This is a genomic window from Glutamicibacter arilaitensis, from assembly GCF_044793945.1.
GTDB classification, from domain to species: Bacteria; Actinomycetota; Actinomycetes; order Actinomycetales; family Micrococcaceae; genus Glutamicibacter; species Glutamicibacter arilaitensis_B.
This window is the reverse complement of the sequence record NZ_CP084994.1, coordinates 2,501,251-2,513,046: the sequence shown is the minus strand read 5'-3', so window position 1 is coordinate 2,513,046 and position 11,796 is coordinate 2,501,251. Positions and strand designations below refer to the sequence as shown.

Here is an 11,796-nt window from a genome sequence, read left to right as displayed (position 1 = left end):
GAGTCCTTTTTCGAGTAATCGTGAGCCCGGTCGGGCCTTAGAGCCGTTCGAGGATGGTGACGTTCGCCTGCCCGCCGCCTTCGCACATGGTCTGCAACCCCCAACGGGTATCGCTGCGCTCCAGCTCATGCAGCAGCGAGGTCATCAGCCGGGCACCGGTGGCGCCGATGGGATGTCCCAGCGCGATGGCGCCGCCATTGACGTTGACCTTTTCCATATTCGCCTGCGTTTCGTGCTGCCAGGCGAGGACGACTGCGGCGAAAGCCTCGTTGATCTCGATGCGGTCCATATCCTCCAAGCTCATCGAGGTGCGGGCCAGCGCATGCGCGGTGGCGTCGATCGGTGCCGAGAGCATCATCACCGGGTCAGCGGCGCGGGCCGAGATGTGATGGATCCGGGCGCGCGGCTTCAGGCCGTAGCGTTTGACCGCCGCTTCGGAGGCGATCAGCAGCATGGCGGCGCCGTCGGACATCTGCGAGGCGCTGGCTGCGGTATGCAAGCCGCCGTCGATAATCGGTGCGAGCGAGGCCATTTTTGCGCGGTCCGGTGCGCGAGGTCCCTCATCGGCACGCAATTCGGCAAGCGGCAGGATCTCCCGCTCGAAGTAGCCTCGTTCCTGGGCGTTGAGGGCTTTTTCGTGGGAGGCGACGGAGAAATCTTCGAGCTGGGATCGGGTGAATCCCCATTTCTGGACCATCATCTCCACCCCGCGGAACTGCGAGATCCCCTGGTCCCCATAGCGCTGGGCCCACCGCGCTGAGCCGGTGAACGGGTCGGGGAAGCCGAATTGCGCGGCGGCGGTATTGGAGTAGGACAGCGGAATGCTGGACATCGATTGCACGCCGCCGGCGATCACCAGATCACTGGTGCCGCTGAGCACCGCTTGGGCCGCGTAGGACACCGCTTGCTGGCCGGAGCCGCACTGGCGCTCGATCGTGGTTCCGGGGACCTGTTCCGAGAGGCCCGCAGCCAACCACGCGCTGCGGGCGATGTCCATGGCGTTTGGTCCTACCTGGTCGATGCAGCCGAGGATGATTTCGTCATATTGCGTCGAATCAATGCCGTTTCGGCTGACCAGTTCAGCCAGCGGTGCAGCCGCGAGATCCAGCGGGTGCAGTGCCGCGAGCGATTTGCCACGGCGACCCACGGGTGTGCGCAGTGCATCGACAATGTAGGCCTCGGCCATGGGTTCTCCTCCAAAGGACAGTGGTTCGCGTACCTGGCATCACTTGTGTTTTCAGTGGTGAAGCGACGTAATCGAATGATTGGGATCCTATTACTAGGATGTCGAACTAACTTCATGTTGTCTAGGTCACATCGCTTGTGGCAACCCAACGGGCATCGGTTTGGTCGGCGGCAGCGGCAAGGGGCTGCTTGATTGGTGGCGGGAATTGGTTGCGTGGCCCTGTGAGGGGCAAACGGTGGTCTTCACTTGAACACAAGAACCGGGAAGCGCTAAGTTACGAACTAGTAGGATGCGTTGTGTACCTGCCGGAGGAGGAGAAGCAATGGATTCTCAGTACCATGACAAGCCGCAGCAAGCCTCCAGCGAACCCTTGAGCGTTCGACCATGGACGGGAATCGAAGAAGTCCCTGAACTGTTGGACGTGTGGCGTTCCTCGGTCGAGGGGCGCCTGGATTTCCTTTCGGCCAGCGATGTGACTTCCGTCGCCTCGACCTTGGAAACCGTCTATGCGCGGCGATCGGAAGTCTTCGTGGCCAACCTGGGCGCGCGTGTCGTGGGGTTCATGGCCATGGACGAGCAGAGCGTGGCGCTCTTATGGGTCCACCATGAGCATCGCCAGCTCGGCATCGGCAGGGCATTGGCCAACTTTGCACTTTCTAGGTGTGCAGATATCGAAATGGTCATCGGCGCGCAGAACGCCGCTGGGTTGGAATTCTATAAACGTTGCGGATTCGAGCCGGCAGGGCAGGCTGATCATTCAACTGCCGACGCCAAGAATCCGCGGATGTCCCTGCGTCATGCAAGCGTCCGCGAGCAACCCGTGGAACGATAGATGCATGACTGAAAATACTCGATCCCTGCGTGAAGTTTCCATCGAGCGGCTGGCCTCGCGCCGCTACCAGGCGACCAGCCTCGAAAGCGGTGCGAGCATCGAATTCGGCCAGGGGGAGGGCCTGCTCACCCCTGTCGAACTATTGCTGGCGGCGATTGCTGGGTGCTCGTCGATTGACGTGGATGCCGCGACGACCAGGCGTGCCGAACCAGAGAAATTTGAGGTTACCGCTACCGGCTACAAAGTCGAAGAAGGTGGCGCGAGCCAGATGGAAGACATCGATATGTCCTTCAATCTAAAGTTCCCCGACACCGAAGAAGGCCGCAAGGCAGCTGGAATGGTCCAGCGTATTGTGAAGCTCTCTCACGACAAATACTGCACGGTTTCGCGCACCGTCGAACTGGGCTCCAAAGTCACCAGCACCATCAAGGGCTCCGACTCAGAATCCTGATTGGCCAGCGGTAAATAAATTGCTCAGGTAACCCGCTTCGACGCTATTTTGCGGGTCCGAGCTCCACCACATTCAATCTAACCGGCTATGCCAGCTGTCGCGCTGGCATGGCCGGAATTATGAATTTCTGGTGTGCCGCCCCGCACGGCGAAGCCGAGCACAGGTTACTGGGAATTAAGAAACTCGCGAGTTGCCCTTAGTCAACCCCTGAAAGGCGAACTTGAGCGCGGGGGCAAAGCCAAAATATTCAAGTACAGTGATTTCGTGTTAAATCTAGAACTAAAGCGCGCTATCAGTTGAAATCACATTTTTCTTCTGCGGATTTCGTTCTTTGATCTCGATTATTGCCATCGTCGAATGCTGACAGTTCTGTCATTGCCCTAGTCAGCAAATAATCCTCGTCGTAGGGTCTAAATTATCCCCACGTTGAAGGAGCAGAGATGCAAACTCAGAACGTTCTAGGAAACATTGACTGGGCGTCGATGCTGCAAAAAGTTGCCATCGCGCTTGTTATTCTCATCATCACTTGGCTCGTGGCCAAAGTTGTCAAATGGGCTGTTGGTAAGCTCGTCACCAAGATCAAGTTCCTCCAAAAGCAAGGCACCGATGGCAAGCAGATCGGAGATTCGCTAGGTAAAGTAGCGTCGCTGATCGTTTGGCTTTTCGGTTTGGTAGCCATTCTCCAAGTCTTCTCGCTGACCGAGGTCCTGACACCGGTGCAGGACTTGCTCGCCGGAATCATGGGCTTCTTGCCTAACCTCATAGGTGCGGCATTCATCTTCATCATTGGCTACGTGATCGCCAATGTGATCAAGCAGCTGATCCAGACCGGTCTGGGAACGGTCGATTTCAGTTCTGTCGTTCGCAAGCTAACTCCTGCGCACGGTGAAGAGATTGATCCCGAGGCATCCCTGCGTACGCAGCGGACCATCGTGGATGTCATCGCAAATGTGGTGTTTGCGCTGATCCTGCTGGTTGTGGCTATTTCTGCACTGCAGGTGTTGGGAATCGAAGCTATTTCGGTACCGGCACAGGAGATGCTGCAGATCGTCTTGACCGCCATCCCACAAGTGATCATGGCTCTGATCCTGCTGGCCGTGGGCTTCCTGATTGCCAAGTTTGTTGGCAAGCTGCTTGAATCGACGCTGCGCGGTGTGGGGACCGACAGAGTAGTGGCAGGCTGGGGAGTTGTTCCTGAGGGACAGAGCGCATCGGGCATCATCGCCACCATCGTGAAGATCGCAATTATCTTGTTCTTCGCTGTCATGGCAGCAAGCATGCTGAACTTCCCGGCAATCACCAACATCCTCAACGAGGTGCTGGAATTGGGCGGCAAGGTCATCTTCGGTGGAGTCATCATCGCCATCGGCTTCGTGCTAGCAAGTGTGATCGCTCGACTGATGGGCGATACCACCGCCTCGAAGATTATCCGCTACACGGCTATCGCGCTGTTCATCGCGATGGGTCTGAAATACATGGGTCTGGCAGATTCGATTATCAATATGGCATTCGGTGCCATAGTGATTGGTGCAGCTCTGGCAGCGGCCTTGGCCTTCGGCCTTGGTGGCCGCGACGCCGCGGCTCGCACGCTGGAGAAAATCGATTTGAGCAAAATGGACGCTCCCGGCACCCCGGGTACCGCGCCATTGCGCACTGAACCAACCCGCACGTCGCCAACCCGTCCGGCGCCAACCACGCCACCGACACCTCCAAATGAGTTCTAGTACTTAGAACGCTCAATGGCAAAGAGTGGGACCGGGCAACCGGTTCCACTCTTTGCCATTTCTGTCCGGTCCCGGAAGCGGGCCCTGGGCAATTCAGCCTTCCGTCGCCTCCATGCGAAGTCCCAGCGGCTTGATCGGCGGGATGGGATCGCTGGCCAACCGCGCATAATTCAGGACATCGATCCGCTGGCCATCGATCAAGAACTTGCCGCGCTCGCGCCCTTCCAGAATGAAGCCGCTGCGTTCTGCAACCTGCTTCGACGCCGGGTTGTTCACGCGCAATCCCAACTCCAGACGCTGCAGACGGTAGGTGGAGAATAGCTCAGCGGCGAGGGCGGCCAATGCGCGGCTGCCCAACCCGCGGCCCCGATGCTCTGCATGCAGCCAATACCAAACCCAGGCGTTCAGGTTTGACTCGTCGATGGACCCGCAGACCAGGCCGATGAGCGCAGAATTCTTGACGACGGCTAGCGGAACCTGTTGCGCAGGGTTCTTGAGCAGCAGTTGAATGTAGTCCTCGGCCTCAGGCAGTGTGCTCACCATGCCTTGCCGGGCCATATCTGGGTTTGAACTGAATGCCGCGAGGACTTGCGGTGCATCCGAGGTACGAAGCGGACGCAAGAATGCTGTGCTTTGTTCATCGGAGGCGGGATGGTCGGCGGCAATCTGGGCCGTGGAGTTCTGGCGGGTGCCTTGATGAAAGAGCATTTGCCAACCTTGAGCTGTATGTACCCAGAGCGAGGTGCGTTGGCTCAAATTCTCTGGCCGAGTTCGCCACCGCAACATCACCAATGAATCACTGAGCTTCCGCACGCGAGGATCGTGCACATCGTCCCTAGTTGATTCGACGACTGGTTCATTGCCGAGCTGCTCGATAATCTGCGCGCGAGAGTAGCACCTGCCTGAAGCGCCGACCTCTTCGAAATCTTCATGGAGTAGTCGCAATAACGCCTGCCGATCGTGGCGGACGGCAGGCGAAAGGAGTTGCCTTTCGCCATCAATGACAACTCGGGCAAGTCGATGATCGGTAGATAAATCCTCCGGACCGTTGAATTCGCTCATGCCAATGAGTAAAACACAGGCAGATCCACCCGGTGAAGTCATGAAGTTAGCCATTGTGACCGGTGGCATGCTTATAATCCAAGTACTCCGCGGGAGCCCAAGCAACATTGGGCTGAGAGGGCTTTGTGCCGACCGCTACACCTGATGCGGGTCATGCCGCCGTAGGAAGGAAATGCCTTCGTGCATATTGCCATTGTTGGCGCCGGAATTATCGGTCTTGCCACCGCATTCGAACTGCGCTCCCGCGGTGCGGAAATCACGCTAATAGACGCAGCACCTGGCTTAGGAGCTAGCCACGCAGCAGCAGGAATGCTCGCTCCGACTGCCGAAACCACCTGGGGCCAGGACAGTCTGCACCAGCTGATGGCGTCCTCGGCCAAGGAATATCCCGCGTTCATTGACCGGGTGGAACAGTCCACCGGCAGGAAACCAGCGTACGTAGAGAACTCAACGATCGTCGTCGCCGCGGAAACAGCCGACATGGAAGCACTGCTTCAGCTCAAGGAACTGCAAACCTCCTTGGGGTTCAGTGCCGAACGGCTCCTTGGCAGCGCTGCACGCAAACTGGAACCGGCGCTGGCTGCAAGCATCGCCGGCGCCATCTTCTGCGCCGAGGATCAGCAACTTGATCCGCGCTCTCTGCTGCGCATCCTGATCGACGAATTCGACTCGTCGATTGTGCGGAACACGGCCGTGCGGCTGATGCGCCATGGCTCACGGACTTGCGGGGTGATGACCTCGACGGGCCAAGAAATAAGGGCCGACCAGGTGCTGCTAGCCCATGGCTTGGGCACGCTGGAAGGCGCTCCCAATTTGCCCTTGCGCCCGGTCTACGGCGACATTCTCAGACTGCAAGGCCCGGTGCGTTCCCCGCTGATCAAGCGTACGGTGCGTGGGATCGTGCATCGGCAACCGGTCTACCTGGTGCCACGCACCGATGGAAGCCTCGTCCTGGGCGCGTCGAGCCGCGAAGACGGCCAAGATCAGGTGAACGTGGGAGAAATGCATGCATTGCTCGACAACGCACGCAGGCTCGTGCCCGGCATCGTCGACACCACCTTGAACGAGGCGATCGTGAGGGCCAGACCGGCCACACCCGATGATCGGCCGCTGATCGGCCGCGTCGATGACGGGCTGGTGATTTCCACCGGTTATTCGCGGCATGGGGTGCTGCTCACCCCGTTCGGCGCACGCTTAGGAACCGACCTGCTGCTCGGAAACCCGGTGGATGAGCAGCAGCTGAACAGCGTCTCACTCGACAGATTCGGCGCACAACTTGCCAACAGCACAGGACTCTAGGAGCCAAATCAATGCAACAGATCGAATTTTTCCTCAACGCCGAGGCGGCCACAGTGCCGGCAGGCAGCACCGTGCGGGAACTTCTCACCGCGCACCTGGGCAAGAACATCGGGGCAGACGGCCGGGCCAGCGACGGATCGCGATTAGGTGTTGCAGTCGCGGTGGACTGCGCAGTTGTCCCGCGCAGTGGCTGGAATGACTTTGAATTGAAGCACGGTCACCGGGTCGAACTCGTTACCGCAGCACAGGGAGGCTAATGATGGAAGAGCTGACAATTGAAACAGATAGTTTCCAGGTCGCCGGGCAATGCTTCGGCTCCCGGCTGATTCTTGGCACCGGCGGGGCTACCTCGATGCATACCCTTGAACAGGCGCTGCGTGTTTCGGGCACCGCGTTGACCACCGTCGCCATTCGTCATTTCGCGGCGGCCGGATCCGGATCCGTTTATGAACTTCTGCAGCGCAATGGGGTGCGTCCGTTGCCCAATACGGCCGGATGCTTCACGGCGCGAGATGCGGTGCTCACCGCCCAGCTGGCGCGCGAAGCGTTGGAAACCGACTGGATCAAGCTTGAGGTGATCGCCGATGAGCATACGCTGCTTCCGGATCCGATCGAACTGTTTGCCGCGGCCGAGCAGCTCGTCGCCGACGGATTCAAGGTCTTCGCCTACACCAACGACGATCCGGCGCTGGCCATGCGTCTGGAACAGCTCGGAGTGGCTGCGGTCATGCCGGCAGGATCCCCGATCGGCTCGGGAATGGGGATCCTGAATCCGCACAATATTTCAACGATCACCGCGCGCGCTGGTGTTCCGGTGATCCTGGATGCCGGGGTGGGGACCGCCTCGGATGCGGCCAAGGCGATGGAGCTCGGCTGCGATGCGGTGCTGCTAGCCAGCGCGGTGACCCGCGCGCAAAACGCGCCGTTGATGGCCGCTGCGATGCGCGACGCGGTTCGCGCTGGGCGCGCGGCATACCTTGCCGGTCGCATCCCGCAACGCGATCTCGCGCTGGCCTCATCTCCCACCGCGGGAATGATGCAGCGACTCGTCGGAGAATTCTGATGACTGCTAAGTTGGCGCCACCGCGCGCACCGCGAAGCCCCGCACAACTCGCGAGGTATACCCGCCATCTGTCCCTGCCCGGGGTGGGTGTCGAAGGCCAGGAACGCATCGCGAACGCGAAGGTCTTGGTCGTGGGCGCTGGGGGATTGGGAAGCCCGATCGCCAGCTACCTAATCGCCGCCGGAATCGGCCAGCTCAGTGTGATTGATCCGGACACCGTTGAACTCTCCAATTTGCAACGCCAGACCGTGCACCGCGAAACGGACCAAGGCCAACTCAAGGTTGCATCGGTGCGCCGCCTGGCAGATGAACTGAACAGCGAAGTTTCTGTGCGGCTCTACGCGCAGCGGCTGGACGCCAGCAACGCGCTGGAACTTTTTGCCGAACACGATGTGGTGATTGACGGCAGCGATAATTTCGCCACCCGATACCTGTCAAATGATGCAGCTGAGTTAACCCGGACTCCGCTGGTCTGGGGCACCATCTTCCAGTATTCCGGTCAGGTCTCGGTGTTCGACCCTCGGGTGGGCCCAATGCTCAGAGATATTTTTCCCGACCTCCCGGAAGCTGACTCGGTCCCTTCCTGTGCCGAGGGCGGAGTATTCGGAGCCCTTTGCGGAGTCATCGGATCGCTGATGGCCACCGAGGCGCTGAAATTGATCACCGGAGTTGGAAAACCGTTGAGCGGAAAACTATGGCTCTACGACGCGTTGGATGCCAGCGTTCGCATTTTGACGTTTGCACGTGATCCGTACCGTGCTGCGGTCACCGAGCTCGGTGAATATGCTGTTGCGTCCTGTGCGGTTTCGGACTCCGCTCAAGAGCTAGACGCAAGTGAATTCGAACTGCTTCGGGCCAACCAGGAGGTCTTGGTTCTAGATGTTCGCCAGGGGTGGGAACGCGAGCTTGCGGTCATTCCCGGCAGTGTCCACCTACCGCTGGAAAGACTAGCCAACGAAGGATGGCGGGAGATCGAGAGGTACTCGGCAACCGAGACGGTCATCGTGTGCAAAACCGGTGTCCGTTCTTTGCGCGCCGCCACGGAATTGAACGAGGCTCTTCCCGAAGGCAGAGCCCGGGTACGGAGTTTGCGCGGTGGGACCCTTGGTTGGCTTGCCGAAATCCACCATGAAATAGTGACTTACTAGCCGGTGCTGACATACTGATGCTATGCAGCGTTCCAAGAAACTAGTGATCAGAGAGCTTGTTCCGGATGATGAAAGGCAGGCTATCGCCGCTCATCGCGACTTGCTGGACGATGACTTCGATTTTCTTCCAACTTGGTCCGCACGCCAAAACTGGGATGCGTACATCGAACGCATGGCCGAGGGGCGCAGCGGCGAGTTCGTCCCCGAGGGCTGGGTACGCAGCGGACTATTCGTTGCCGAACTAGACGGTCAACTGGTTGGCCGAGTTTCAGTGAGGTACGAACTCAACGATTTTCTCAGCGAAGTCGGCGGACACCTGGGCTATGGTGTTGTCCCGAAATTCCGCGGACAGGGAATCGCCACAGAACTGTGCAGGTTTGCCCTCGCCGAGTTGGACTTCCACGGTGTCGACTCAGCTTTGGTAACCTGTGATAAGCAGAACGCCGCCTCGCGAGCAACAATTATCGCGTGCGGCGGCCAATTGGATCAAAACCGTCCCTCGGTTGAAGAAAACGGCGGAAATATGAAGCTCCGCTATTGGATTTCAACACGCGGCTAGATCCCGTTAATCAAGTGATTTCTGTATGTTGCGCCACAGATAAACAAAGCAATTGCATCAAGCGCGTAAAATAGTATGTTGGGTCGACTGTGGCCCCGCCTCCGAGACCCTAAATTCTCTACACGAAGTGAGCCTTCCCGTATGTCAGATACAACTCTCATCCGTCGCGACGACCTGCGCAACGTAGCTATCGTTGCGCACGTTGACCACGGCAAGACCACCATGGTCAACGCAATGCTCCAGCAGACTGGTGCATTCGAAAGCCACGGTGAAACCGAAGATCGCGTGATGGACTCCGGCGAGTTGGAACGCGAGAAGGGCATCACCATTCTTGCTAAGAACACCACCGTGTTCTACAGCGGCCCAGCTGCCGAGGGCAAGAAGATGACCATGAACATCATCGATACCCCGGGTCACGCCGACTTCGGTGGCGAGGTCGAGCGCGGCCTGTCCATGGTTGATGGTGTGGTTCTGCTTGTCGACGCCTCTGAAGGCCCGCTGCCACAGACCCGCTTCGTGCTGCGCAAGGCACTGGTCGCAGACCTGCCGGTCATCATCGTGGTCAACAAGACCGACCGTCCCGACTCCCGCATCGATGGCGTCATCTCCGACTCCATGGACCTGCTGCTCGGACTGGCCTCGGACTTGGCCGACGAAGCTCCAGATCTGGATCTGGACAAGGTATTGAATGTCCCGATCGTTTACGCTTCGGGCAAGGCCGGCTACGCTTCAATGACTCAGCCAGCCGATGGCACCCTTCCAGACAATGAAGATCTCGAGCCACTGTTCGAGACCATCATCAAGCACGTGCCAGCCCCGACTTACACCGAAGGTGAAGTTCTTCAGGCCCACGTGACCAACCTTGACGCCTCGCCATTCCTTGGCCGCCTCGCACTGCTGCGCATCTTCAACGGCACGCTGCGCAAGGGCATGCAGGTTAACTGGGCCCGCCAGGATGGCACCATGAAGCAGGTCAAGATCACCGAACTGCTGGCCACCAAGGGTCTGACCCGTGTTCCTGCCGAATCGGCCGGACCGGGCGAGATCGTTGCAGTTGCAGGTATCGAAGACATCATGATCGGTGAGACTCTCACCGACCTTGAGAACCCGAAGCCATTGCCGCTGATCACCGTTGATCCACCAGCAATCTCGATGACCATTGGTATCAACACCTCGCCGCTGGCCGGCAAGGTCAAGGGCGCCAAGGTCACCGCACGCCAGGTGAAGGATCGCCTGGACAAGGAACTGATCGGCAACGTATCGCTGAACATCTTGCCAACCGCGCGTCCGGATGCCTGGGAAGTCCAGGGCCGTGGCGAATTGGCTTTGGCGATCCTCGTGGAGCAGATGCGCCGCGAAGGCTTTGAGCTGACCGTTGGCAAGCCGCAGGTTGTGACCAAGCAGATTGATGGAAAGCTTCACGAGCCAATGGAGCACATGACCATCGACGTGCCAGAGGAATACCTGGGTGCAATCACCCAGCTGATGGCTTCGCGCAAGGGTCGCATGACCAACATGGCAAACCACGGCACCGGCTGGGTTCGCATGGAATTCATGGTTCCAGCTCGTGGCCTGATCGGCTTCCGCACCCGCTTCATGACCGAAACCCGCGGCGCTGGTATCGCAGCATCGCTGGCCGAAGGCTTTGAGCCATGGGCCGGTCCGATCGAATACCGCATCAACGGTTCGATCGTGGCCGACCGTGCCGGCGTCGTCACCCCGTTCGCGATGATCAAGCTCCAGGAGCGCATGAACTTCTTCGTGCAGCCGACCTCCGAGGTTTACGAAGGCATGATCGTCGGCGAGAACTCGCGCGCCGATGACATGGACGTGAACATCACCAAGGAAAAGCAGCTCACCAACATGCGTGCAGCGTCCTCGGACACCTTCGAGAACATGACCCCGCCGCGCAACCTGACTCTTGAAGAGTCCCTCGAATTCGCCCGCGAAGACGAGTGCGTCGAGGTCACCCCGGATGCAGTGCGTATCCGCAAGGTTCTGTTGAACGCAAGCGATCGTGCCAAGGCAACTCGTGCGCGAGCTAAGAACTAACCAGCCGCTGACTGCAGGCAGCAACCTGAGCGCGCTGGTGCGTGGTCTGGTTGCTGCCGTCGTAGCAGGTTTACTCGGTACGGCAATCCACGCTTCGCTGACCTATGCGGGAGATATCCCGCTGGTTTGGGGAGTGCTGGTGGCGTGGCTGTTGTTGGGTCTACTCGTTTACTGGTCCGTGATTGCCTCTGGCAAGCTCTGGGCCGGAGCGGTTGGTTTCATCGGCTGTTACCTCGTCGTCGGTTCGATTTCCTATTTCGGAAACGACTCGTTGATCTTGCCGCTGCAGTATCTTCAGGTCCTGCCAGGCCCGACCATCGCGTCCCTTCTGTGGATGTATGGAATGATCGTGCCTGCAGTGATCTCATTATTTGCTGCACTGCGAGTGCTGCGTAAACGGCAGCGTTAAGCTAAAAAATC

At 59.0% G+C, this 11,796-nt stretch carries 12 protein-coding genes and 1 riboswitch; of the genes, 10 read left to right on the top strand and 2 right to left on the bottom strand.

The features are described from left to right. Positions 1 to 37: 37 nt before the first annotated feature. On the bottom strand, positions 38 to 1,186 hold the full coding sequence (locus tag LG294_RS11790; RefSeq protein ID WP_404285930.1) for an acetyl-CoA C-acetyltransferase: 1,149 nt from the start codon (positions 1,184 to 1,186) through the stop codon (positions 38 to 40). A 322-nt stretch (positions 1,187 to 1,508) separates the two neighbouring features. Here LG294_RS11790 and LG294_RS11785 point away from each other — a divergent pair, with 322 nt between their 5' ends. From LG294_RS11785 to LG294_RS11775, 3 genes are all read left to right on the top strand, one after another. After that, on the top strand, positions 1,509 to 2,018 hold the full coding sequence (locus LG294_RS11785) for a GNAT family N-acetyltransferase (protein ID WP_404285928.1): 510 nt from the start codon (positions 1,509 to 1,511) through the stop codon (positions 2,016 to 2,018). Positions 2,019 to 2,022: 4 nt separating this feature from the next. After that, positions 2,023 to 2,469: an OsmC family protein gene (locus LG294_RS11780; protein WP_404285926.1), complete on the top strand. Its 447-nt coding sequence runs from the start codon at positions 2,023 to 2,025 to the stop codon at positions 2,467 to 2,469. A 440-nt stretch (positions 2,470 to 2,909) separates the two neighbouring features. Beyond that, positions 2,910 to 4,193, top strand: a complete 1,284-nt coding sequence (locus LG294_RS11775; RefSeq protein WP_404285924.1) for a mechanosensitive ion channel — start codon at positions 2,910 to 2,912, stop codon at positions 4,191 to 4,193. A 93-nt stretch (positions 4,194 to 4,286) separates the two neighbouring features. Here LG294_RS11775 and LG294_RS11770 read toward each other — a convergent pair whose 3' ends face one another. After that, positions 4,287 to 5,255 carry a GNAT family N-acetyltransferase gene (locus LG294_RS11770; protein WP_404285922.1) on the bottom strand — a complete coding sequence of 323 codons (969 nt, stop codon included), beginning with the start codon at positions 5,253 to 5,255 and terminating at the stop codon, positions 4,287 to 4,289. A gap of 79 nt (positions 5,256 to 5,334) precedes the next feature. After that, positions 5,335 to 5,440: riboswitch (TPP riboswitch) on the top strand. Here LG294_RS11770 and thiO point away from each other — a divergent pair. The 7 genes from thiO (at position 5,436) to LG294_RS11735 (ending at position 11,785) form a co-directional block, all read left to right on the top strand. Beyond that, positions 5,436 to 6,554: a glycine oxidase ThiO gene (thiO, locus tag LG294_RS11765; RefSeq protein WP_404285920.1), complete on the top strand. Its 1,119-nt coding sequence runs from the start codon at positions 5,436 to 5,438 to the stop codon at positions 6,552 to 6,554. It overlaps the preceding riboswitch by 5 nt. A gap of 11 nt (positions 6,555 to 6,565) precedes the next feature. Next, positions 6,566 to 6,811, top strand: a complete 246-nt coding sequence (gene thiS, locus LG294_RS11760) for a sulfur carrier protein ThiS (protein WP_404285918.1) — start codon at positions 6,566 to 6,568, stop codon at positions 6,809 to 6,811. Between the two features lie 2 nt (positions 6,812 to 6,813). Further along, positions 6,814 to 7,617, top strand: coding sequence for a thiazole synthase (locus LG294_RS11755; protein ID WP_404285916.1), 804 nt, complete (start codon positions 6,814 to 6,816; stop codon positions 7,615 to 7,617). Continuing rightward, positions 7,617 to 8,765 carry a ThiF family adenylyltransferase gene (locus LG294_RS11750; protein WP_404285914.1) on the top strand — a complete coding sequence of 383 codons (1,149 nt, stop codon included), beginning with the start codon at positions 7,617 to 7,619 and terminating at the stop codon, positions 8,763 to 8,765. The genes LG294_RS11755 and LG294_RS11750 overlap by 1 nt, the downstream gene beginning before the upstream one ends. A 22-nt stretch (positions 8,766 to 8,787) precedes the next feature. Then, positions 8,788 to 9,324: a GNAT family N-acetyltransferase gene (locus LG294_RS11745; RefSeq protein WP_404285913.1), complete on the top strand. Its 537-nt coding sequence runs from the start codon at positions 8,788 to 8,790 to the stop codon at positions 9,322 to 9,324. A 141-nt stretch (positions 9,325 to 9,465) separates the two neighbouring features. Continuing rightward, a complete protein-coding gene (gene typA, locus LG294_RS11740) occupies positions 9,466 to 11,376 on the top strand; it encodes a translational GTPase TypA (RefSeq protein ID WP_404285911.1) in 1,911 nt (636 codons plus the stop codon). Then, a complete protein-coding gene (locus LG294_RS11735) occupies positions 11,357 to 11,785 on the top strand; it encodes a hypothetical protein (protein ID WP_404285909.1) in 429 nt (142 codons plus the stop codon). The genes typA and LG294_RS11735 overlap by 20 nt, the downstream gene beginning before the upstream one ends. Positions 11,786 to 11,796 lie beyond the last annotated feature (11 nt).

Excerpts from the sequence above, each read along its gene's own strand:
- LG294_RS11790 (WP_404285930.1), bottom strand. The coding sequence starts at position 1,186 with ATGGCCGAGGCCTACATTGTCGATGCACTGCGCACACCCGTGGGTCGC.
- LG294_RS11785 (WP_404285928.1), top strand. The coding sequence starts at position 1,509 with ATGGATTCTCAGTACCATGACAAGCCGCAGCAAGCCTCCAGCGAACCC.
- LG294_RS11780 (WP_404285926.1), top strand. The coding sequence starts at position 2,023 with ATGACTGAAAATACTCGATCCCTGCGTGAAGTTTCCATCGAGCGGCTG.
- LG294_RS11775 (WP_404285924.1), top strand. The coding sequence starts at position 2,910 with ATGCAAACTCAGAACGTTCTAGGAAACATTGACTGGGCGTCGATGCTG.
- LG294_RS11770 (WP_404285922.1), bottom strand. The coding sequence starts at position 5,255 with ATGAGCGAATTCAACGGTCCGGAGGATTTATCTACCGATCATCGACTT.
- thiS (WP_404285918.1), top strand. The coding sequence starts at position 6,566 with ATGCAACAGATCGAATTTTTCCTCAACGCCGAGGCGGCCACAGTGCCG.
- LG294_RS11755 (WP_404285916.1), top strand. The coding sequence starts at position 6,814 with ATGGAAGAGCTGACAATTGAAACAGATAGTTTCCAGGTCGCCGGGCAA.
- LG294_RS11750 (WP_404285914.1), top strand. The coding sequence starts at position 7,617 with ATGACTGCTAAGTTGGCGCCACCGCGCGCACCGCGAAGCCCCGCACAA.
- LG294_RS11745 (WP_404285913.1), top strand. The coding sequence starts at position 8,788 with ATGCAGCGTTCCAAGAAACTAGTGATCAGAGAGCTTGTTCCGGATGAT.
- typA (WP_404285911.1), top strand. The coding sequence starts at position 9,466 with ATGTCAGATACAACTCTCATCCGTCGCGACGACCTGCGCAACGTAGCT.